Source organism: Bacillus luti, assembly GCF_001884105.1.
GTDB classification, from domain to species: domain Bacteria; phylum Bacillota; class Bacilli; order Bacillales; family Bacillaceae_G; genus Bacillus_A; species Bacillus_A luti.
In genome coordinates this window covers 18,243-39,746 of sequence record NZ_MACI01000044.1, presented here as the reverse complement: position 1 = coordinate 39,746, position 21,504 = coordinate 18,243, and the positions used below count along the sequence as shown (strand labels likewise).

23 protein-coding genes and 1 other annotated feature are annotated in these 21,504 nt (G+C 37.4%); of the genes, 7 read left to right on the top strand and 16 right to left on the bottom strand.

The window, feature by feature from the left end; translation table 11 throughout:
- From BAQ48_RS10390 to BAQ48_RS10375, 4 genes are all read right to left on the bottom strand, one after another.
- A partial coding sequence (locus BAQ48_RS10390) for an exosporium leader peptide-containing protein (protein ID WP_131800847.1) occupies window positions 1-651 on the bottom strand: 651 nt, incomplete at its 3' end.
- A 119-nt stretch (window positions 652-770) separates the two neighbouring features.
- On the bottom strand, window positions 771-1,094 hold the full coding sequence (locus BAQ48_RS10385; RefSeq protein WP_001110859.1) for a hypothetical protein: 324 nt from the start codon (window positions 1,092-1,094) through the stop codon (window positions 771-773).
- Window positions 1,095-1,114: 20 nt separating this feature from the next.
- Window positions 1,115-1,339 carry a spore germination protein gene (locus tag BAQ48_RS10380; RefSeq protein ID WP_000512462.1) on the bottom strand — a complete coding sequence of 75 codons (225 nt, stop codon included), beginning with the start codon at window positions 1,337-1,339 and terminating at the stop codon, window positions 1,115-1,117.
- Window positions 1,340-1,417: 78 nt separating this feature from the next.
- Entirely contained in the window at window positions 1,418-1,723 is a 306-nt protein-coding gene (locus BAQ48_RS10375) for a rhodanese-like domain-containing protein (RefSeq protein ID WP_000141255.1), read from the bottom strand.
- Between the two features lie 199 nt (window positions 1,724-1,922).
- Between BAQ48_RS10375 and BAQ48_RS10370 the strand changes: the two genes are divergently transcribed.
- Complete coding sequence (locus BAQ48_RS10370; RefSeq protein ID WP_071711015.1) at window positions 1,923-2,105, top strand: hypothetical protein; 183 nt, start codon at window positions 1,923-1,925, stop codon at window positions 2,103-2,105.
- Window positions 2,106-2,154: 49 nt separating this feature from the next.
- On the opposite strand, the gene BAQ48_RS10365 is transcribed toward BAQ48_RS10370, so the two are convergent.
- Window positions 2,155-3,279, bottom strand: a complete 1,125-nt coding sequence (locus tag BAQ48_RS10365; RefSeq protein WP_071711014.1) for a homoserine O-acetyltransferase family protein — start codon at window positions 3,277-3,279, stop codon at window positions 2,155-2,157.
- A gap of 152 nt (window positions 3,280-3,431) precedes the next feature.
- On the opposite strand from BAQ48_RS10365, the gene BAQ48_RS10350 reads away from it, so the two are divergent.
- The 5 genes from BAQ48_RS10350 to BAQ48_RS10330 all read left to right on the top strand — a co-directional run bounded on the left by BAQ48_RS10350 (window position 3,432) and on the right by BAQ48_RS10330 (window position 8,325).
- Window positions 3,432-5,363 (top strand): spore germination protein, encoded by a 1,932-nt coding sequence (locus BAQ48_RS10350; protein ID WP_084064526.1) that lies wholly within the window; start codon window positions 3,432-3,434, stop codon window positions 5,361-5,363.
- Window positions 5,364-5,379: 16 nt separating this feature from the next.
- Window positions 5,380-6,474: a spore germination protein gene (locus BAQ48_RS10345; RefSeq protein WP_071711013.1), complete on the top strand. Its 1,095-nt coding sequence runs from the start codon at window positions 5,380-5,382 to the stop codon at window positions 6,472-6,474.
- Window positions 6,450-7,529, top strand: coding sequence for a Ger(x)C family spore germination protein (locus tag BAQ48_RS10340; protein WP_071711012.1), 1,080 nt, complete (start codon window positions 6,450-6,452; stop codon window positions 7,527-7,529). The genes BAQ48_RS10345 and BAQ48_RS10340 overlap by 25 nt, the downstream gene beginning before the upstream one ends.
- A gap of 90 nt (window positions 7,530-7,619) precedes the next feature.
- Window positions 7,620-7,805 (top strand): hypothetical protein, encoded by a 186-nt coding sequence (locus tag BAQ48_RS10335; protein ID WP_071711011.1) that lies wholly within the window; start codon window positions 7,620-7,622, stop codon window positions 7,803-7,805.
- Between the two features lie 97 nt (window positions 7,806-7,902).
- Window positions 7,903-8,325: a pyrophosphohydrolase domain-containing protein gene (locus BAQ48_RS10330; RefSeq protein ID WP_000180552.1), complete on the top strand. Its 423-nt coding sequence runs from the start codon at window positions 7,903-7,905 to the stop codon at window positions 8,323-8,325.
- Between the two features lie 44 nt (window positions 8,326-8,369).
- Here the strand turns inward: BAQ48_RS10330 and BAQ48_RS10325 are convergent, their stop codons facing one another.
- On the bottom strand, window positions 8,370-9,281 hold the full coding sequence (locus BAQ48_RS10325; protein WP_071711010.1) for a hypothetical protein: 912 nt from the start codon (window positions 9,279-9,281) through the stop codon (window positions 8,370-8,372).
- Between the two features lie 149 nt (window positions 9,282-9,430).
- Here BAQ48_RS10325 and BAQ48_RS10320 point away from each other — a divergent pair, with 149 nt between their 5' ends.
- Window positions 9,431-9,859 carry a GNAT family N-acetyltransferase gene (locus tag BAQ48_RS10320; RefSeq protein ID WP_071711009.1) on the top strand — a complete coding sequence of 143 codons (429 nt, stop codon included), beginning with the start codon at window positions 9,431-9,433 and terminating at the stop codon, window positions 9,857-9,859.
- A gap of 27 nt (window positions 9,860-9,886) precedes the next feature.
- Here the strand turns inward: BAQ48_RS10320 and leuS are convergent, their stop codons facing one another.
- The 10 genes from leuS to BAQ48_RS10265 all read right to left on the bottom strand — a co-directional run bounded on the left by leuS (window position 9,887) and on the right by BAQ48_RS10265 (window position 21,490).
- The gene (leuS, locus tag BAQ48_RS10315; protein WP_071711008.1) at window positions 9,887-12,295 is read right to left on the bottom strand and encodes a leucine--tRNA ligase; all 2,409 of its coding nucleotides are present in this window, start codon (window positions 12,293-12,295) and stop codon (window positions 9,887-9,889) included.
- A 65-nt stretch (window positions 12,296-12,360) separates the two neighbouring features.
- Window positions 12,361-12,580 (bottom strand) — a binding site (T-box leader).
- A gap of 186 nt (window positions 12,581-12,766) precedes the next feature.
- On the bottom strand, window positions 12,767-13,960 hold the full coding sequence (locus BAQ48_RS10310; RefSeq protein WP_071711007.1) for an MDR family MFS transporter: 1,194 nt from the start codon (window positions 13,958-13,960) through the stop codon (window positions 12,767-12,769).
- A 238-nt stretch (window positions 13,961-14,198) separates the two neighbouring features.
- Window positions 14,199-15,422, bottom strand: a complete 1,224-nt coding sequence (locus BAQ48_RS10305; RefSeq protein WP_071711006.1) for a cation:proton antiporter — start codon at window positions 15,420-15,422, stop codon at window positions 14,199-14,201.
- Window positions 15,423-15,425: 3 nt separating this feature from the next.
- The gene (locus BAQ48_RS10300; protein ID WP_071711005.1) at window positions 15,426-15,923 is read right to left on the bottom strand and encodes a cation:proton antiporter regulatory subunit; all 498 of its coding nucleotides are present in this window, start codon (window positions 15,921-15,923) and stop codon (window positions 15,426-15,428) included.
- 34 nt (window positions 15,924-15,957) lie between these two features.
- Entirely contained in the window at window positions 15,958-16,524 is a 567-nt protein-coding gene (locus BAQ48_RS10295; protein ID WP_071711004.1) for a tyrosine-type recombinase/integrase, read from the bottom strand.
- 353 nt (window positions 16,525-16,877) lie between these two features.
- Window positions 16,878-18,737 carry an FtsX-like permease family protein gene (locus BAQ48_RS10285; protein ID WP_071711002.1) on the bottom strand — a complete coding sequence of 620 codons (1,860 nt, stop codon included), beginning with the start codon at window positions 18,735-18,737 and terminating at the stop codon, window positions 16,878-16,880.
- A gap of 18 nt (window positions 18,738-18,755) precedes the next feature.
- Window positions 18,756-19,517: an ABC transporter ATP-binding protein gene (locus tag BAQ48_RS10280; RefSeq protein ID WP_071711001.1), complete on the bottom strand. Its 762-nt coding sequence runs from the start codon at window positions 19,515-19,517 to the stop codon at window positions 18,756-18,758.
- A 385-nt stretch (window positions 19,518-19,902) separates the two neighbouring features.
- Window positions 19,903-20,925, bottom strand: a complete 1,023-nt coding sequence (locus BAQ48_RS10275; RefSeq protein ID WP_071711000.1) for a DUF418 domain-containing protein — start codon at window positions 20,923-20,925, stop codon at window positions 19,903-19,905.
- A 136-nt stretch (window positions 20,926-21,061) separates the two neighbouring features.
- Window positions 21,062-21,211 carry a hypothetical protein gene (locus BAQ48_RS10270; protein ID WP_001129345.1) on the bottom strand — a complete coding sequence of 50 codons (150 nt, stop codon included), beginning with the start codon at window positions 21,209-21,211 and terminating at the stop codon, window positions 21,062-21,064.
- A gap of 15 nt (window positions 21,212-21,226) precedes the next feature.
- A complete protein-coding gene (locus tag BAQ48_RS10265; RefSeq protein WP_000840869.1) occupies window positions 21,227-21,490 on the bottom strand; it encodes a YtzC family protein in 264 nt (87 codons plus the stop codon).
- Window positions 21,491-21,504: the final 14 nt, after the last annotated feature.

Sequence of the window (21,504 nt, the reverse complement as noted above, 5' to 3'; positions counted from 1 at the left end):
CGCACCTGTTGCACCCGTTGGACCAGGAGGCCCTCCAGATGGACCCGTTACCCCTGTTGGGCCTGTTATTCCAGTCGGACCCGGTATCCCCTGACCAGTTGCTCCTGTTGCTCCTGTTATTCCCGTACTTCCACTTGGTCCTTGTGACCCTTGTATCCCTTGAGTTCCTTGTATTCCTTGTGAACCAGTTGCGCCCTGTATCCCTTGCACACCTTGTATTCCTTGAGATCCCTCAGGTCCAGTCACTCCAATCGGACCTTGCACTCCCTGTATTCCCTGTATTCCTTGCGCTCCTGTCGCCCCCATCGGACCGATCGGACCTTGTATTCCTTGCACCCCCTGCCCACCTGTTGCTCCTGTATCTCCAATTGGTCCCCTCAATCCTTGCGATCCCTGCTGTCCTTCCGGTCCTGTTGCTCCTATTGGTCCAGCCGGTCCTTGCATCCCTTGCACACCTTGAGGTCCTGTCGGCCCAATTACCCCCATTGGGCCTTGTAATCCTCTTGGTCCTTGAGGACCAGTCGGGCCTGTTGGACCCGTTGGACCCATGCCAGTAAATCCCGTTGGAACGGGAGGGAAGGTAGGTCCAATAAGATTTGGTGAAATTCCGAAATTAGAGTTTAATGAATTTTGTTTATCGCGCTCTTTCACACTTTCACCGCCTACACACCATCTTTTTTTACATTAAGCAAACCTCTTCTTAATATCTATTTACAAAAACAATCTCAAAGACTATTTTTATTTCAAATAATAAAAACCCCCTTAATTCCTTAAGGGAGTCCCGCAATTGAATCCATATTATCTGTATTAGGGACAGCTTGCGCTATACCCGATACATTTGTAACTTGCCCTGCATTTGTTCCTGGTACAGTACCAGCAGGAGTACCTCGTGTATATGTTGTCGTCACAGAATCTCCTGGCTGTAAACAAAGCTTTGTCTCCGTTCCTATTACTGTAACGACATCAATCCAAGTGCACCCCATTGAACCACTATACGATTTCGTCGCAGTAAATGAAGTATCACTTAAATTATCACCGGTAAATATATTCCCAGTGTTATTCACAATAACAAACTCTTTTATATGAGCAGGCATAATCACACTCTACCTTTCCTCTATGAACCTAATGTACGTGTACTCGTCGCTAATGGCGGAAGAAACACTGATGTTCTGATCACCGCTTCTGGCTGTCTTTTCCCATTTAAAAAAACAGCAGCACTCGATCCTCCAGCACCCGCATATATTTTCGCCACCGCTAAAGGTGAGATATCATAACAGTCGCCGACATTAACAGCTCCTGTATTATTAATAATTTTTACTTTACGCAAGTTAATCCCCATTTCCCCCTCCTCCTTTTTTATACTGTATGCAAAAGAAAAAAACTTGAAACAGACTCGTTTCAAGTTTTTAACAATTAACTATTTCGTTTCACCTTCATATTGAAGCATACCGCCAACCATGTTCACTGTTTTAAATCCTTGCTCATTTAAATAATGGCATACATTTTCACTGCGCATTCCTGAACGGCAAATAAAGATGTATTCATTCTCTTTATCAAAGAAATCTACTTTATTTGGGATATCACCCATTTTAATATGTACAGCTTCTGGAATCTTTCCTGCCGCTACTTCTTCATCTTCCCTTACATCTACTAAAAATAACGTTTCTCCATTTTCTAAACGCTCTTGCACTTCTTCTGTAGTAATCGTGTTAACTTCTGTCATATGTATTTCCTCCTTATATAAAATAAAACCTTTAACTTCTTCTTTAAACAAGCATTCCTAATTAATTTTAGCATGTGAAAGAAAGAACGCAAAGAATCGAAATTTTATTTCTCAATTTTCTAGCAAAACTTATTCTTTACAAACATAACTCGCACATTGTATCCTCAATATACTTGTTTTATGAAAGGAGCCAGTTAAAATGACACTTTTTCTTTTCATTATGGGCGTCATTTTCTTAATCACTGCGATTATTACACTTAGTATGAAAAATAATAAAAAGATAAAATCGCCACAAGAAATGTCATTCTTATTTCTATTGCTTAGTATAGCGTTCTTCGGTATAGCAGTCGCTACCTATATTTTCCGTCTGCAAATCATGTAAAAAAAGGTGCCTACTACAAACATTGCACCTTTTCCTCATCATTTATTTCTTACACAAAACTAGATACTTTCCGATTTAAAAATTCATAAACTTTCTTTTCAAATAAATGAATATCAAATGCTCCCGCCATATGCCCATTTATACTCTCTATCTCATACACTTCCGCATACTTCCCTTGTTTTTGCAAAATGTCTACCATTTTATAATTGTAACGAGATGGCTGAAGTAAATCTTGTTTACACGGAATCATGAGTACATTCGCCTCTACCCGAGAAAGAGCCTCCGCTAAGGAAGAAAATCCATGCGCAATATCATGTAATAAAACTGCCTTTGCAGTGTACATCCATGAGTTTGCATCTACTAACTCTATACTTCTATATGTCACTTTATTTATCTCTTTCTCAAATGATGTTAATGTAGAAAACTCTTGATAAGGTGCCATTTCTATACTATTACGCGAGAATGCCGTTTCATAAAAATGTTCATCAAACGCATTCATAAACATCATTCTATTCGCTAAATGAAGCCCCTTCATCGGCTGTACTTCTCCATATTTCCCGCCTTTCCAATTTGGATCTAGTTGTATTGCTTCAATCGCATTTTGCGCTACATTTACGGACGTTATAATTGGATTTTGTGGATTCGTAATAACGCCAATCATTCGTTCTACCATATGAGGATAGTGAACAGCCCATTGCTGCGCAATCATTCCACCCGCCGAAGGTCCCATTACAGCGTGTAATCTTGAGATTCCCATATCTTTTATTAATCCATATTGCATACGAGCTACATCGAGAAATGTAAACACAGGGAAATCCATGGCATATTCATCCCCTGTTTCTGGATTAATCGACTTCGGTCCCGTTGTAATCACGTATGGATTCTTCACCTGCACATTACAAAGATTATCCGTACATATAACAAAATACTTATTTGTATCAATTGCTTTTCCAGGTCCAATTAGTCCATCCCACCAACCAGACTCCTCATCATTCTCTGTATATTTTCCCGCCGCGTGACTTGTTGCACTAAAATAATGGCAAACCAAAATTGCATTTGATCTTTCTCTATTTAAAGTACCATACGTCTCATATCCCATTTGGACAAGCATTACCCTACCATTTTCAAACGTAAACTCTTTTAAAATAAACTTCTCCTTTTTTACAATTTGCACAGATTCGCCCTCTTCCCGCTATAGTATGAACTGCCTACTAAAGGATTGTTTCTATGCAAACCAATCTCCTTCTTCTTTTCATAAATAAATGAATAATATACAAAATTAGCCACAAAATAGCACTATATTACACAATCAAAGAGGGCATACATATGATTTGGAATTGGTTACGTAAGAAAAAAAAATCAAAAACAAACGAAACAGATAACGAAGAGCAGCAATCTAACAAGCAAGAGGATACTAACAAAGAGCAGACTAAAAGTATGAAACATAATAAAAATAGCAATGAAGAACAAAAAAAAGAGGAACAAAAAGATCCTTCCCAGGATAAAAAGCAAAACGGCTCTTCTCAAGAGAAACAACAAAGCTCTAAGCAAGATGATTCTTCTCAAGAGAAACAGCAAAATTCTAAACAAGATGATTCTTCTCAAGAGAAACAGCAAAATTCTAAACAAGATGATTCTTCTCAAGAGAAACAGCAAAACTCTAAGCAAGATGATTCTTCTCAAGAGAAACAGCAAAACTCTAAACAGGGCAATTCTTCTCAAGAGAAGCAGCAAAACTCTAAGCAGAACGATTCGCAAAGCTCTGGAAGTAATAGTATTTATGATTTTACAAAACCAGAAAAAGACCGTATCCATTCTCTACAAAATTTAATAGAGAAGCTGAAAAAGTCTAGTGATTTTGTTAATTACCATACATCTGACGATGAAACGATGCCTTATTGGATTTCTTACTATCGTCCTTCACTTGATGGTGAGAAATTGCAAAAATACTTAATGCCTACTCTTTTGGAACGACCTAACGCTTCACTAGAAGAGCTAAAAGAACATATTCCAATGAGCGGCATTACAATTACGAATGATTTACAAAAAATTGAGGACATGGTTTTAAAGGGGCATGCGATTGTTCAAGTAAACCAACAAGATCAAAAGTGTATGCTTGCAAATATTGCAATTGATAATTATCGTGCACCAACTCCTCCATTAAATGAATCGACCGTTATTGGTCCGCAAGAGGGATTCGTAGAAGATGTTGATACAAATATTAATTTAGTTCGAAAACGCCTTCCAGTTTTAGATTTACAAACAAAAGAAATGATTATCGGAGAGTTTTCAAAAACAAAAGTTATCATGATGTATTTAGACAATCTCGCTGAAAAAGATAATGTTGATTTTCTAGAGGAATCTTTACGCGCTCTTGAATATGATCAAATTAATGATAGTGCTTATATACAAGAATTAATGGGAGAAAAATCAATTTTCCCTCTCTATATCAATACAGAACGCACTGATAGAGTTACAAAAGCACTAATTGATGGGAAAATCGCTATTTTTGTTGATGGTTCTCCAAGTGTTTTACTAACACCTGTATCCTATTTCGATTTTTTCATTTCACCAGAAGACTATAACGTCTCTTGGCTATACGCTACATTTTCAAGAATTTTGCGCCTTATCGCCGTTCTATTTTCAATCTGTGCTACACCGTTATACGTTGCAGTTTTAAGTTATCATTATGAACTCATTCCAAGTGATTTACTTGAAACTTTGATTTTATCAAGGGCACAAGTACCGTTTCCACCTTTAATTGAAGCGCTCTTCTTAGAACTTGCCATCGATTTATTAAGAGAAGCTGGCGCGAGATTACCGATGAAGGTCGGTCAAACACTTGGTATTGTAGGCGGTATCGTAATCGGGCAAGCATCTGTACAAGCTGGTTTAACGAGTAATATTTTATTAATTATCGTTGCCTTATCAGCACTTGCATCCTTTATTACGCCTATTTATAAAATGGGTAATGCGGTTCGGCTGCTACGTTTCCCATTTCTCATATTTGCCGAAATAGGAGGACTTTTCGGGATTTCTCTTGGATTTATCTTTTTATTTACCCATCTATTTAGACTGACTTCCTTACGCAAGCCGTACGCTTTGTTTTATCCGACAAGACAACAATCCGTTAAAGACTCTTGGATTCGTTTTCCTTTAACAATGATTGATACAAGAGATGTACAAGCAAGACCACAACATGTAAAAAAAGCAGCGAAAGGAATTTCAACAAAACATAGATCCGATTTTGATGATTAAGGAATGAGGTGCATTGATGAGTAAAGTTCAAGAAAAATATCAAATATCTCCTATCTTTATTTTCTTCTTAATTCACAGTGCACAGTTTGGCGCCGGAGTTCTCGGATTCGCTCGCATTATTGCAAAAGCCGCTGGATATGACGCCTGGATGGGAGTTCTAATTATAGGAGTTTGTATCCATATTCTTATATGGATGATGTATTTTTTATTAAAAGAAACAAACGGAAACTTAATTGATTTACATCGACAAACATTTGGAAAATGGCTAGGAAATGGCATTAGTATCATCTTTATGACTTATTTTTTAATCGTCAGTATTTCCGTCATTCGGACATACGTTGAAATTATTCAAGTATGGATGTTTCCTACCGCTTCCACTTGGATGTTAACTCTCTTTTTATGCTTAGTTAGCTACTACATTATTTCTTCTGGATTTCGTGTCATTACTGGTATTTGCGTCATTTCAGTTGGCGGTACATTAGGGTATTTATTGCTTAGCCTATTCGTTTTGAAATACTCACATTGGGATAATCTACTCCCTATATTCACACATTCTTTTTCAGATATTTTAAAAGCCGCCAATCTGTCAATCTACAGTATGACAGGCTTTGAGATTTATCTCATGGCTTATCCCTTTGTAAAAAAACCTATACAATCTCATAAATTCGCTCAATACGGGGCGCTATTTTCAAATATTCTATATTTATTTAGTACACTTTTAGCCTTTGCATTTTTTAGTGAGAAACAATTATTAAAAACGATTTGGTCACAACTTTCTATGACCCAGGTAATCCAATTACCATTCATTGAAAGACTAGAATATATTGCAATTTCCGCTTATGCACTCGTTATTGTTACGAGTTTTATCCTTCCGTTATGGGCGGCAACGAGAGGAACTCATGAAATATTTCGCGTAAAACAAAGAGGTGTCCTAATCGCTTTCATCCTTATCACCCTCATTGTTTCACAGCTTTTAACAACCAGACATGACATTAATACTTTTATTAGTAATTCTGGAAAAGCTAGTTTTTGGCTCATGTATGTATACATCCCTATCCTATTTATTATTGTGTGGGTGAAAAGAAAATGGAAAAAATCAAAAGCAAATTAATACTTATTTCTTGTATAACATTCTTTAGTCTAACTGGATGTTTACAAAAAAATATTATCGACGATGTACAACTTATTCAAGGAACCGTTTTTGATGTAGCAAAAGATAATAAAATAAAAGTGACATTCGTTTGTCCCATTCAGAAAAAAGGAAATAAAGTTCAAGTTTTTGAAGGCAGCGCAAATGCGGTAAAACAAGTAAAAGCAGACACATCTTTAGAGTCTTCTCAACCTTTTGCTAGTGGACAAATGCGTGTCGCCCTATATACGATAAGACTTGCCAAAACAGGAATGTCTACTTCATTCGATACATTACTTCGAGATGTGAATATAGGGAACGCTTTATATGTTGGCTTATTAGAGGGGAACGGTACTGACCTTTTAAAAGGAAAATATACGACTTCATACAACGTTGCAATTTATATAAAAAAGTTGCTAGAACATAATATGGAGACCGGTCCTTTACCAACGGATAATCTACATGTAGGGGCGTTCCGTTATTATCAAGAAGGGCAAGACTATTATATTCCCATTCTAAAGAAGCATGGTGATAAAATAAAAATCACCGGAATTGGTCTTTTTAAAAAGGATAAATATATCGGTAAAATTGCGCAAAAAGATATGTTCATATTTAAAGGACTATTAGAGAAACATAAATTAGATTCACATGAATTTAAAACAGATTCTGCATACGTAATGATTAATAATATTCGTTCTGTTCCAACTTACGATATAAAGATTAAAAATGGAAAGCCTTCTTTTTTCATTCACGTTCATCTTGATGCACGTATTCAAGAACTATCGAAACAAATTAACTTAGAAAATAACAAGAACACAAAAAACATTGAAAAAGATGTCCAAAAACAATTAGATAAACAAGCTGCTAAATTAATTAAGCAGTTTAAATCTTTAGGCGTCGATCCCCTCGGGCTAGGAGCAAAATATAAACATCATTATCGCCCATTCAAACTAGAAGAGTGGAGACGAATGTACAAAGATGTTCCAATTAATATAAAATACACCGTGAATATTACAAATTCTGGTGTAATTGAATGAGAAATGATTGAACTCCTCTCTCCAGCATGATACAACGGAAAGAGGAGTTTTTATTTTAGATAGAGAGAGAAGATATTTATGGGGGAGCTTATGTCTAAAAAATTAGTAAAGCCTATTTTGAATGGTATTTTATTTCTCGGCGTCTTTTTATTTGCTCATACATACTTAAAAAATGTTTCCTTCACACGTTATTTACTTGCCGTTATACCAATGCTACTTGTTGGTATGTTCGGCATCGACCTTATTTTATCCATTTTAATAAAAAAAGAAGAATAACAGGCGAACATCTTATTTCTATAAGATGTTCTTTTCATTTCATAATCACCTTATGTTACAATGAAATTCGGCACTAAGCGAGAAAGGATGAAACAACATGACCAACGAAAAAGGTTTAGATAAAGGATACGAACTTGTTGCGAAAATGCATGAAGTATTCGGGCATCCTGTGACAAATACCCCAACAAAATTAGCGGAAGAGCGCGCAAAAATTCGTGCTAGCTTTATGCAAGAAGAGCTAGAAGAATTTCTAGAAGCAACGACTGTTGAAGATCAATACGATGCACTTATTGACCTTATTTACTTTGCATTCGGAACGTTTGCAGAAATGGGTGTACGTCCAGATAAAGGATTTGAAATTGTAAACAACGCTAACATGGCAAAGCTATTCCCTGATGGGAAACCTCGCTTCCGTGAAGGAGACGGCAAAATTCTAAAGCCAGAAGGCTGGCAAGCACCAGAACCACAACTTCGTGCTGAAATCGAACGTCAACGCCAAGAAGCGGAAAAAAACTGCTAGGATTACCTAGCAGTTTTTTATTATGTCTTTTTTTCTGCAGCTCATTAATGACCCACGTGCCCCGCGTGTCCTGCTGCTCCACCAATGCTAGCTGCCCCTGCAGCTGCTCCTGCCGCTCCTGCTCCAATTCCACCTGTCCAAGGCGAAGATTGTTGCTGTTGTTGATATTGTTGGTATTGTTGATGCTGTTGACCTTGATGACCGTGTTGACCTTGGTGACCGTGTTGACCTTGATGACCATGTTGACCTTGGTGACCGTGTTGACCTTGATGACCATGTTGACCTTGGTGACCATGTTGACCTTGGTGACCATGTTGACCTTGGTGACCGTGATGCCCTTGATGACCGTGATGCCCTTGATGAGTTTGATAAAGAACAGCTTGTGGATGTATGTGGTGGTGTCCTTGGTAATGTACTTGTTGTTGATGATGGCCGTGTTGACCTTGGTGGTGGTGGCCATGTTGGCCATGTTGGCCTTGGTGATGATGGTGTCCATGTTGGCCGTGGTGGCCTTGGTGATGATGGTGTCCATGATGACCGTGGTGGCCTTGATGGTGGTGATGTCCATGATGACCATGAACAACTTGCGGAAACCCACCTATTCCTCCTGCTACAACACCTATTCCAGGTACAGGAAATCCTGTTTGTACGCCTCCGCCGAAAGATGGGAACGTAGTTGGCATACCTATAGGCACGCCCCCTTGTGCGCCTCCTACTAATGTCGGAATTCCCGTTTGTGCTCCAGCTACTGATGTTGGAAATCCTCCTGTTAATGTTGGAATTCCCGTTTGTACACCAGCTACTGATGTCGAAAACCCTCCAGGTGCTCCACCCATCCAGCTCGGAATTCCACCGTATCCTTGTTGGTCAGCTCCTCCCATTAACATCATTTGTTCATAACTACCCGATCCACCTCCGAAGAAGCCATGTGGTGCATTATTGTCCATCCCTTTCATTCCTTTCACCTCTTCTACTCAATTTAGCCTACCTTTTTTATCATATTTCTTATAGAAGAATAGGTGTTTGTCTGTATTGGAATTCCGCTTCTTTTTCTTCATTCATGATAAAATTAATTAACTGAATATTTTTCTGGGGGGTATTTCTATTGAAGGACATAACAAAAGCTTCTATCAATGATTTAGATTCAATCGTACATATAGATATTGATGTAATTGGAAACGATAGTAGACGAGATTATATTAAGCACACTATTGATGAGGGCAGATGCATCATTGTAAAAGAAGATAATTCTATTTCCGGTTTTCTAACATACGATACAAATTTCTTTGATTGTACTTTCCTCTCATTAATCATTGTTTCGCCAGCAAAAAGAAGGCGCGGCTATGCAAGCTCGTTAATCTCATATATGTTAAGTCATTCTCCTACTCAAAAAATCTTTTCTTCAACGAACGAATCAAATGAAAGTATGCAAAAAGTTTTTAGTGCAAACGGTTTTATACGTAGTGGAATAATTGAAAATTTAGACGAAGGTGATCCAGAGATTATTTTCTACACAAAAAAGCTCAGAGCATAAATACTCTGAGCCTTTATTTAGAATGAATTAGTTTGCAACAACGTTAACAAGTTTTCCAGGAACAACAATTACTTTACGAACTGTTTTCCCTTCAATTTGGTCTTGAATTGCTTCAAGTGCAAGTTGTTCCATTTCTTCTTTCGATGCGTCTTTACTCATTGTTAGTTTTGCGCGAACTTTACCCATAACTTGAACAACGATTTCAACTTCATCTTCTACAAGTTTAGACTCATCAAATGTTGGCCAGCTTGCATATGTGATTGTTTCATTGTATCCAAGTTTGCTCCACAGCTCTTCCCCAATGTGAGGTGCAACTGGTGCAATCATTTTTACGAAACCTTCTACATATTCTTTCGGAAGTGTTTCAGCTTTGTATGCATCGTTGATGAATACCATCATTTGAGAAATCGCTGTGTTGAAGCGAAGCTCTGCATAGTCTTCTGTTACTTTCTTCACTGTTTGGTGGTAAGCTTTTTCAAGCTCTTTATTTGGTGCATCAGTAATTTTCTCACTTAATTCACCGTTATCTTGAACGAATAGGCGCCATACGCGGTCTAGGAAACGACGAGCTCCGTCAAGACCATTTTCAGACCAAGCGATTGAAGCGTCTAATGGTCCCATGAACATTTCGTATAGACGAAGTGTATCTGCACCGTGGCTTGCTACAATATCATCAGGGTTTACAACGTTACCTTTTGATTTACTCATTTTCTCGTTGTTTTCACCTAGAATCATACCTTGGTTGAATAATTGTTGGAACGGTTCTTTCGTTGGAACCACACCGATATCGTATAATACTTTATGCCAGAAACGAGCATATAGTAAGTGAAGTACAGCATGCTCTGCTCCGCCGATATAAATATCAACTGGAAGCCATTGTTTTACTTTTTCAGGATCTACAAGTGCTTCGCTGTTGTTTGGGTCGATGTAACGTAGGTAATACCAGCAGCTACCAGCCCATTGTGGCATTGTGTTCGTTTCACGACGACCTTTTTTACCAGTCTCAGGATCTACAACATTTACCCACTCGTCAATGTTAGCAAGTGGTGATTCACCTGTACCTGAAGGACGGATGTTTTCTGTTTTCGGAAGAACTAATGGTAATTCTTCTTCTTTCACAGCTGTCATTGTACCATCTTCCCAGTGAATTACTGGAATTGGCTCACCCCAGTAACGTTGACGGCTGAATAACCAGTCACGTAGACGGTACGTTACTTTTTGATTTCCTGCGCTCGTTACTTCAAGCCATTCAATCATTTTTGCGATTGCTTCTTCTTTATTTAAGCCATCAAGGAATGCTGAGTTTACGTGTGCACCATCACCTGTGTATGCTTCTTTCGTAATGTCTCCGCCTTTTACAACTTCCTTCATTGGAAGATTGAACGTTGATGCGAATTCATAGTCACGCTCATCATGAGCTGGAACTGCCATTACAGCACCTGTTCCGTAAGTTGCAAGAACGTAATCAGCGATCCAGATTGGTAATTTCTCACCATTTACTGGGTTAACTGCGTAAGCACCAGTGAATACACCAGTTTTCTCTTTCGCAAGTTCTGTACGCTCTAAATCACTCTTCATTTTTACAGAATTAATGTAAGCTTCTACAGCTTCTTTTTGTTCAGCAGTTGTAATGTCAGCAACAAGTGCATGCTCTGGAGCAAGTACACAGTAGCTTGCACCGAATAATGTATCAGGACGCGTTGTGAAAACTGTGAATTTCTCGTCTGTACCGTCGATGTTGAAGTGCACTTCTGCACCTTCAGAACGACCGATCCAGTTACGTTGCATATCTTTTAAGCTTTCTGGCCAATCAAGCTCATCTAGATCTTCTAATAGACGATCTCCGTAAGCTGTAATTTTTAACATCCACTGTCTCATCGGACGACGCTCAACTGGATGTCCACCGCGCTCACTCTTACCATCGATAATTTCTTCGTTTGCAAGTACTGTACCAAGTGCTGAACACCAGTTTACAGGTACTTCATCAACGTAAGCTAAGCCTTTTTCAAATAGTTTTAGGAAGATCCATTGTGTCCACTTGTAGTAGTTTGGATCTGTTGTATTTACTTCACGGTCCCAATCGTAAGAGAAACCTAATGATTTAATTTGGTTACGGAACGTATTAATATTATGCTCTGTAAATTCAGCTGGGCTGTTTCCAGTATCAAGTGCATATTGCTCTGCTGGAAGACCGAATGCATCCCATCCCATTGGATGAAGAACGTTATATCCTTGCATACGCTTCATACGAGATAAAATATCTGTCGCTGTATAACCTTCTGGATGTCCTACGTGTAGGCCTGCACCTGATGGATATGGGAACATATCTAGTGCATAAAATTTTGGTTTTTCTGTCTCATCTGGCGTACGGAATGTTTTATTCTCTTCCCAGTACCCTTGCCACTTCTTCTCAATTTCTTGATGATTAAAGCTCATGAGATACCCTCCTTGAAATTCTATTTATTTTCACCGCCCAAAATACAAAAAACCTCTCATCCCTAGAAAGGGACGAGAGGTTATAGATTCCCGCGGTACCACCCTAAATTAATGTACAAATATACATTCGCTTAGATCCGTAACGTGGATTAACGGCAATTGCTACTATTAGTTTCACAACTGCAACTCAAAGGCGAGTTCATAACGAAACGTGGATTGACTTGCACCGACCGTCAACTCTCTAAACCAGCTTCTATTACTACTACTCCTTCTCACTGTTATTACAAATATGAGTTAAGTGAACTACCTCCGCCTCGTATCTCATAAGAGCTTACTTAAAGCAAGGCTTCTCGGTTAATCGTTACTCTTACTAACTAACGAATTCATCTTAAGACACCCGAGCTATCTCCCTTGTTCAAAAGGTTGTTTTATTTAAATATATTCTAAAACATGTGAACATGTTCCGTCAAACTAAACTGCAATTTTTTCTTCAACTGTTTCTTCTACTTTTACTCGTTTATCATAAATACTCGTTGCGATAAGCGCTACTACAAGCATTACCATGATTGCTATAAACAATACTTCCATATTGTATAAGTCAACAATTGCTCCGCCAACGACCGGCCCGAACATTTTCCCTACAGTCGCTGCACTATTTACAACCCCTTGATAAAACCCTAACTTATCTTTTGGCGCAAGTATATTCGCAATCGTTGGAACTGCTGGCCATACGAATAACTCACCAATTGTTAATGTTACCATCGCAACGAGGAACATCGTAAATTGCTGCGCTTGACTTAACACAACGAATGACGCCGCAAAAATGACGATTCCAATCATAATTTGTTGTTTTAAAGAACGCTTCATCCAGCGAATTAACATACTAACTAACGGCTGCGCACAAACAATCATCGCTCCATTTATCGTCCATAATAGACTATAGTGGCGAAGGCTAATATTCAGCTCCTGCATATGTGTCGCAATCGCTCCCTGCCATTGTACGTATGTAACCCAGCATAAAGCATATGCTACACACACAATAAGAAGTGCTTTGAATCCTGGTGTAAGTGACCAGCCTTTTTCCGTTTCGACTTCTTTTTGCACTCCTGGCTCTTTTTTGTCTTCCATACCACGGAAGCCAATAAAAGCAATTAAGAAGAAAACAAAGTACAAAATAAAGTTCGCTAAGAAAATATAATCAAAACGATACGATGCAACTAATCCACCACACGCTGTTCCGATCGCAATACCAACGTTTTGTCCAACATACATCGCATTAAATGCCCGTCTTCCGCCCTCTGGCCAAACCGTACCAACCATCGCATACATCGATGGGAAGACCATTCCAGAACCGAATCCGATTAACGCTAGCCATACAACATATAACGGCCAACCGTGGAAGAACACGAGACCTAAAATCGATACGAGTGTAATCACAATCCCTACTAGAATTGATTTATAACCGCCCCATTTATCAAATAAAACACCGCCGAGCAAGTTTCCGATTACACCAGTAAGCGAGTTGATCATTAATACCATTCCGGCCACAGATAAAGATTTCCCTAGGTGATCATGCAAATAAATTGTATTAAAAGGCCATAAAAAAGAAGCACCCGTGACATTAATAATCATCCCAGCTACTAATAGCCATACTTTCCTTGGCATAGTCTCCCCTCCTATTCTATTTTTTTCGTTCATCTATAACAGTAAAATTGTAGTCGTTTTTAAATAGGAAGGCAACTGATTAATAGTTGATGAAATTCAGATAATGGTTTGTTGGTAAATGAAATTATATTGATTGCTGCTTAAAAATATATCGACTTACCAACAAGAAATGACATCATTAACGATATATAAATAAGAGGAGACTGCATGAATTTCATGCAGTCTCCTCTTATTTATATTATCCAACTTCTTTTTCTCTTTTCGCATGTTCTTTAGCGCTCCATTTAAACATTTTATCTAGCAAGGTATATATTCTTCCAGACTCCTTCGTTAATAAAGGTCCTAATGATGCTAATATTAAAACGTACAGTGCAGAGAACGGTTTAATCGTTGCCATTAAGCCACCCGCAATGCCAATATTCGCGACAATAATAGAGAATTCCCCGCGCGATACGAGAGTTAATCCAATGTTTGTGGAAGCTTTATGTGATAATCCGGCTTTACGTCCGGCAAGCATTCCCGCGGTAAAATTACCGATGAGCGTAATAAGAACTGCTCCCAACGCCAACCACACTGCTCCACCAAGTGAAAACGGATCTATACTTAAACCGAAGCTGAAAAAGAATATGGCTCCAAAGAAATCACGAAATGGAACGACGAGATGCTCAATACGATCACTATGCTCTGTTTCAGAAAAGACGAGTCCTAACAATAACGCTCCAATCGCCTCAGCAACATGAATTGTTTCTGAAAATCCTGCTACAAAGAATAAAATAGCGAATATTACGATAATAAAAATTTCATTTGACGAAATATCTAATATTTTATTTAAGAACGGCGTAGCTTTTCTAGCGATTACAAAGAATAGCAGCATATACCCTACTGCGATTAACACCGATGTAAGAGCACCTACAAATGATGTTGCACCACCGAGTACTAACCCTGAAACGACTGACAAATATACAGCTAAAAAGATATCATCGAACATAATAATTCCTAAAATAAGTTCAGTCTCTTTATTACCAGATCTTCTTAAATCAACAATTACCTTTGCAACAATTGCACTTGATGAAATTGTTATGATTCCAGCAATGATTAATGTTTCTAATAAGGGGAAACCCATTATATATCCGTAAAGTAAACCTAATATAAAATTAAGTGATATATGAACGGTTCCCCCAAAAGCAATCGACTTTCCTGATTTAATTAATTTTTTTATTGAGAATTCTAAACCTAAATAGAATAGGAGGAATATGACGCCAATACGGCCGAGGAAGGAAATAACTTCTCCGCTTTCAATAAATCTTAAATCGATAAGCCCTAAATCCGGGGCATGAGGCCCTACTAGCATACCGAGTATAATGAGAAACGGAATAATCGAGAACTTTAACTTTGCAGCGAGAATAGCTGCAAAAGCGACTAATACTAACGCAGTTCCAACTTCAAAGACTAAAGTATTCATCGATTATGAGTCACCTCCGGCTGAAAGCAATTCATTAATAATTCTTTTCACTTCATGTCTTTCACCCGATAGCACGAGCATATCGCCAGCTTCAATAATAGAGTCTGGACCTGGATTAAAGAATTTCTTCATATTCTTTTTTAAAATAGCAATAATCGTTACATTATATGTTTTTCTGACATGTAAGCTACCAATTGTTTCTTGTACGACTGGTGCATGATTCTCCACCTTAAACCATTCAATTGATAATCCTTCAAAAGCCATTTCAATCGTGTCTAACGCTTGTGGTCTATACACCATTCCACCTAATATAGCTGCGATTTGTCTTGCTTCAGAATCGCGAAGAGAAATACTTGAAATACTCTCATCATGATCCGCATCAAAATGATACATTTCTCTTCGGCCATCATCGTGAATAACGATAACCATTTTTTCATTACCTTTTGTAATTACTTCAAATTTACAACCAATGCCCGGAAGTTCACTTTCTCTAATATTCATATTTTCCGCCTCCTAAGGTTTTTAGTTACGGCTTTTATAAATCTACATCAATCTCCGTTTTAAATTCTTCATCTTTTGAGATTCCCAAATACTTCAATGTCTCTGAAGGTGTTGCATGGTGAAAGTGTTTTTGCAATAGTGCAATCGCTATTCCTCTTTTGTACGCATGAAACCCAAATGTTTTTCTCATTGAGTTCGTTCCAATCTTCCCAACAATTCCAACTGCTTCCGCAGCACTATGAATTACACGATACGCTTGTTGGCGCGTAATTGAATTTGTTGTTTTATTAGATTGAAATACGTAATTTTCTCTTTTCACATCGATAGATTGTGCGTAATCTAACAGCGCTTCTTTTACTTTTGTATTTAAATAAATATCTTGTTTAAATTTTTCATCTTTCACAGGAAGAGAATAAAACTCTTTAACAGTTCCATCTTCATTTAATACCTCTTCAAATTTCATACTAAGTAGCTCAGTAATCTTTAATCCTGTGTTAATTCCAATAACAAATAAAAGATAATCTCGCTGTGAGTGCTCTTTTAAATACTTTTTCATAGCCTCAATTTGGCTTATATCTTTTAATGCCTCTACAACTTCCATACATGTATTCTCCTCATCTTATGAACGGTAATTTTCTCATCATGTTGTCCATTTTACCTTATCATGCTATGGGATTTCCATGTCTTATCCATTATTTTTACAATATACTTCTGTGGTCTCGGCAATTTTTAATGTGGAAACTTACGATTGTACAAATACAGTGTGGTTAGAAAAAGGTGTGGGGATAAAAGGTTCAGCTTCTTTCTACAGATCAGATTCCTCCTTTCCTTATCGAGCTGCTTCTACTTTTATTTTATGTTACTTATTTATATTATATTATATATTTCAGTAACATTAAAGTGTTTTTTCTGAAAATACAAAAAGCCGAGCGCATTCACTCGGCTTTTTACCTATTAATCTTCTTTCGGAAGAACAATTCCTTTATACAATTGAACAGTAATGAAGTAATAAATCGTGTAAATAACTACGAAAATTACAATTGGTACCCAAATACGGAAGTACGGATCGATTAAAATAAATCCGAAAATATTCATACCTACCAATACGTGAGCAATACCTACAATTGCAGGGAATAGGAATACTAAGAATAACTCTTTATAAATTGATTTCGTTAATAATTCACGGCGCACACCGATTTTACGAAGCATTTGATAACGCGTAATATCTTTTGATGCACCTGAAAGAATTTTAAACATTAAACAACTTGCCATCATTGCTAAGAAAGCAATTCCAAGGAAGAATCCCATAAACACCGTTCCGCTCGCAACTCCGTAGAACATGTCGTAAGCTTGATATTTACTATCTAATCTTTCAGCTTGTATATTTTTATATTTATCTAGCTGCAACTCATCAAGTTTTTTCCATTCTTTTGTGTGTGCTTCAAAATCATCTGTTTTTCCAGTAAATACGATTCCTTCTTTACCATTTACAGTATCGTACATTTTTTGATCTACAATTTTAATTGCATGATCTTCATGTACGTAGAATGGCTGGATTGTTCTGAAAGCCTCGTCCCATTCTTCTGGAAGTGCTTTAGCATTCGCATCTTTTTCATTCATTTCTCTAGAAACTGCACCTACTGGCAGGTCCGCTGAAACTTTCTTCGTGTTCACTAAATCCTTCATCGATTTCATATTTGCCATATCTCTTACTAAAGGACGATTTTTCTCTAAATCCTCTTTTACATAGTAAACGTATTTATCATCGACTTTGTAACGATATTCACTTTTCTCTTTAAATGTAATACCGTCTAAAACTTTCTTTTCTTCAGCAGTTGGATTATGAACTACTGAATCATATATTACGAAACCATCAACCATTTTTATAACGTTATTTTTAAACGCCATACCACCTGAAATTGCACCGGCTCCAAGAGCAACTAACATAGCTACTGTCGCAAGCACCTTCGTTAAACTATTAATACGGAAATTTAATTGTGCAAACGTAAATGCGTTAAGTCCTTTTTCACTACGCTTTTTATTACTTTTTAACTTTTTAATAATAACCGGGAGAAGTGATCCAAATAGCATGTAAGTACCAGCTGTTGTTGTAATTAATGCAATAAGGATTCCCATTTCTCTTAGTTTTTCCATATAAATCATTGATGCATAGCCAATTCCTAATAAAATAACTGCTAGGAATGCAACCAAACCTGTCATTTTTCCTTTTACTGCAACACGCTCTGTTTGTGCATCTGCATGTACAAGTTGCAATACAGAAATACGTGATAACTTAATACTATTCATAATTGCTGATAGTACAAATAATGCAAAGAAGAAAATACAAGTAACAGTCATAGATGGCAGGTAAAATGCTTTATACCCTTCACCAGCAAACTCTAATTGTTTCATTAATAACTGTCCGATACCTTCTGCAAGTCCTACACCAACTGTAATACCAATCGCAAGAGATGCAGCACCTAATACAATTGTTTCAATAAACATAAGTAATGTAACTTTATGCTTTTTTGCTCCTAACATCATATACATACCAAACTCTTTTTGACGAAGAGATAATAAGAAAGAGTTTGCATATAAAATATAGAAGAAGGTTATGATTGCTAGTAAAAATGAACCTGCTTGGAATACGAATCCAATTGATTGAATAACTGAGTTAGATTCGATAAATGCTTTATTCAGCGCTAACGTTTGGAACATATAAAAAATTGAGATAGACATGACAAGACCGACAAGTAAGACGATATAATCTTTCAACTTACTTTTTAGCCCTGACATGGAAAGTTTGAATAACATGTACTAGAACCTCCTTTCTTACGCTTTTTGTGTACCTAAATCTGCAAGTACATCTAAAATTTCTTTATAGAACTCTTCACGCGTACCACCGCGGTGAATTTCTTTATATAGCTCACCATCTTGAATGAATAAAATACGTTGACAGTAACTTGCACTGTACGGATCATGTGTAACCATCATAATAGATACACCTTGATCTTTATTTAAGTTTGTCATTGCATCAAGTAAACTCGTTGCATTTTTAGAATCAAGCGCTCCTGTTGGCTCGTCCCCTAAAATAATTGCTGGCTCATGCACTAATGCGCGTGCTGCTGCCGAACGTTGCTTTTGTCCACCAGATACTTCAGATGGATACTTTTGAAGGATTTCTGTAATTCCTAACATACCCGCTACCTTCTCGACTTTTGGTCCAATATTACGTGATGGAACACCTTGAAGAGATAGTGGAAGTGCGATGTTTTCATAAATAGATAGGTTTTCTAACAAGTTAAAATCTTGGAAGATGAATCCTAATTTTTGTGAACGGAAATCAGAAAGCTCACCTTGCTTCATTTTTGTAATATCCGTACCCGCAATTTCAACAACGCCGCCCGTTGCTTTATCAAGCGTGGAAATTACATTTAATAATGTCGTTTTACCAGAACCAGATGGTCCCATAATTCCTACAAACTCACCCTCTTGAATTGAGAATGAAACACCTTTTAACGCGTGTGATTGGTTCTCACCTTTTTTACCGTACACTTTTTGAACGTTTTTTACGTCTACAACTGGTTTCGTCATATATATCCTCCTACGCTTGTTTTTCCATTACCTATTTTGCGCCTTTTGGAGATGAACTGCTATTTGTTAACATTACATTTACCTTACACTTTTGTAATATAAAAAAGATAAGTGTGTAAGGTTCGTTGATAAATGAAATTTCATTAACGCTTCGACAAGTAATATCGACTTACCGAAAAAGATAACAATAAAAAATGGGCTGTTCCACAAAAGGAACAGCCCACTTCTCTCTTTATCCCACTTTAATGGGCAGTAAGACCCCCACCTCAAAATTCAGCGAAAGCAAAAAAGTTAGGTGGGGGATCAACTGCCCATAAAAGTCCGATTGGTGAAGGCTAATAATCAGTGGGGGATGAAGAAAACCCCCACTGATTAAAGTTTCACTTTATTTCTTTAAAGGTGTTACCATCCAATACGTAATAACACGCCAAATCCATTCTAGTGGACCCATTTTAAAGATCTTCATCCAAATTACGCTAAATACAATTTGAATTACGTAAATTGCAATACACACATATAACGTCTGCATGTAAGTTAAGTTTTCTGCAAAGTTAAATACACTTCCTGCGATTAAAATCATTGCAGTTTGTCCAATATAATTTGTTAACGCCATACGACCGTAGTATTTCAGTGGTGCTAATACTGTTTGAACTGGTTTTAGTTGAAGCAATAAAATTAATGCTCCTACATAGAAGGCTGAAATGATTGGTCCAACTGTAACGCCAATTTTTAAGAATTGGCTTGCAGCATTCAAAGTTCCATCCTCACTCTCAAGTATCATATTTATAAATGGTTCAGCAGGAACATGCCCATATTGATACCATACAGCTGCCACACTTAAAACAAACATAATAGCTGTAAAAATAGCGACTTGCTTTATTTTCGCTGAAAGATTTTCAAACACTTTATACTGTCCTGCAGCAAGCCCTAATAAAATTAGACCTAGCGGTAAAAATTCTTTAGCACCCATTACACTGAAGGTAATTGTCAAAATAAGCCCTAGTACTAGATTCACTTCTTTTTTCGCTTTATAAAACGGTAAAACGATTAACCCGCAAATCGCATATAACGCTAATGCCTCTCCAGGTTGAAACATTTGATGAATGTAGCCAAAAATAAATAATGCCACTATGCGGCGTAAAAATAAAACATACCCATTTTTACCCTTTGCAATTGCCCTAGAGATAAAGATATAGAATCCCACTCCAAATAAGAATGAGAAGATTGAGAAGAAACGACCTTCTACAAATAAGTATAAAAACCTTTGATAGCTAGCATCCACTGTATTAGGATCTGGAATTTTAATGTTAAGTAGTGCAAGAATATTTACTAAAATAATCCCCAGTAATGCGAAGCCACGAATGTAATCTAACTCATCAATTCGTTTGTTTGTAATATTGTTCCCCATAAAGCAACTCCTTGTATAAAATTTAATCCTTCCTTACTCTACTGGAGAAAGTGGCTCACAACTATCGACAAACCTTACAGGAATCTTACGTTATTGTAATATAATAAAATAAAACCAGGTCATATTGCGACCTGGTCTACTCTGATTGCTTCGATCTTTGAGGTTGTCCCTTTTTACTGTTACGCTGTTTCACTTGAACAACTGGATCAAGTTCATTCGAAAACTCAGCGTTATGCCCGTTTTGTGTTTTTTGCTCTGGGTTATTTTGATCTGAACGTTTCGCCATTACATTCACTCCTTATTAGTGCGGTGTAATAATCATTTGATGTTGCAATTGGCGAATTGCCATACGTGCTCTATTTAACTGCTCACGTTGCTCATCATTCGCATGTTGTTGCATCGTTTGTAAATCGTTATATGCTTGCTCTAATTGTAACTGTGCATCTGAATACTCCATCGTATTGTAATGCTCTTGTCTCATACCTTGGTCTAATTGTTCTTTCGCATATTCCACCGCTTGTTCCGCTTGTGTAATATACGATTCAAGTGATTGACGCTCTGCCATAATTGTCCCTCCTT

Excerpts from the sequence above, each read along its gene's own strand:
- BAQ48_RS10330 (WP_000180552.1), top strand. The coding sequence starts at position 7,903 with ATGACCAACGAAAAAGGTTTAGATAAAGGATACGAACTTGTTGCGAAA.
- BAQ48_RS10265 (WP_000840869.1), bottom strand. The coding sequence starts at position 21,490 with ATGGCAGAGCGTCAATCACTTGAATCGTATATTACACAAGCGGAACAA.
- BAQ48_RS10310 (WP_071711007.1), bottom strand. The coding sequence starts at position 13,960 with ATGCCAAGGAAAGTATGGCTATTAGTAGCTGGGATGATTATTAATGTC.
- BAQ48_RS10385 (WP_001110859.1), bottom strand. The coding sequence starts at position 1,094 with ATGCCTGCTCATATAAAAGAGTTTGTTATTGTGAATAACACTGGGAAT.
- BAQ48_RS10335 (WP_071711011.1), top strand. The coding sequence starts at position 7,620 with ATGTCTAAAAAATTAGTAAAGCCTATTTTGAATGGTATTTTATTTCTC.
- BAQ48_RS10270 (WP_001129345.1), bottom strand. The coding sequence starts at position 21,211 with ATGGCGAAACGTTCAGATCAAAATAACCCAGAGCAAAAAACACAAAAC.
- BAQ48_RS10295 (WP_071711004.1), bottom strand. The coding sequence starts at position 16,524 with ATGGAAGTTGTAGAGGCATTAAAAGATATAAGCCAAATTGAGGCTATG.
- BAQ48_RS10340 (WP_071711012.1), top strand. The coding sequence starts at position 6,450 with ATGGAAAAAATCAAAAGCAAATTAATACTTATTTCTTGTATAACATTC.
- BAQ48_RS10280 (WP_071711001.1), bottom strand. The coding sequence starts at position 19,517 with ATGACGAAACCAGTTGTAGACGTAAAAAACGTTCAAAAAGTGTACGGT.
- BAQ48_RS10300 (WP_071711005.1), bottom strand. The coding sequence starts at position 15,923 with ATGAATATTAGAGAAAGTGAACTTCCGGGCATTGGTTGTAAATTTGAA.
- BAQ48_RS10350 (WP_084064526.1), top strand. The coding sequence starts at position 3,432 with ATGATTTGGAATTGGTTACGTAAGAAAAAAAAATCAAAAACAAACGAA.
- BAQ48_RS10370 (WP_071711015.1), top strand. The coding sequence starts at position 1,923 with ATGACACTTTTTCTTTTCATTATGGGCGTCATTTTCTTAATCACTGCG.
- BAQ48_RS10375 (WP_000141255.1), bottom strand. The coding sequence starts at position 1,723 with ATGACAGAAGTTAACACGATTACTACAGAAGAAGTGCAAGAGCGTTTA.
- BAQ48_RS10275 (WP_071711000.1), bottom strand. The coding sequence starts at position 20,925 with ATGGGGAACAATATTACAAACAAACGAATTGATGAGTTAGATTACATT.
- BAQ48_RS10325 (WP_071711010.1), bottom strand. The coding sequence starts at position 9,281 with ATGAAAGGGATGGACAATAATGCACCACATGGCTTCTTCGGAGGTGGA.
- BAQ48_RS10380 (WP_000512462.1), bottom strand. The coding sequence starts at position 1,339 with ATGGGGATTAACTTGCGTAAAGTAAAAATTATTAATAATACAGGAGCT.
- BAQ48_RS10345 (WP_071711013.1), top strand. The coding sequence starts at position 5,380 with ATGAGTAAAGTTCAAGAAAAATATCAAATATCTCCTATCTTTATTTTC.
- BAQ48_RS10305 (WP_071711006.1), bottom strand. The coding sequence starts at position 15,422 with ATGAATACTTTAGTCTTTGAAGTTGGAACTGCGTTAGTATTAGTCGCT.
- BAQ48_RS10285 (WP_071711002.1), bottom strand. The coding sequence starts at position 18,737 with ATGTTATTCAAACTTTCCATGTCAGGGCTAAAAAGTAAGTTGAAAGAT.
- leuS (WP_071711008.1), bottom strand. The coding sequence starts at position 12,295 with ATGAGCTTTAATCATCAAGAAATTGAGAAGAAGTGGCAAGGGTACTGG.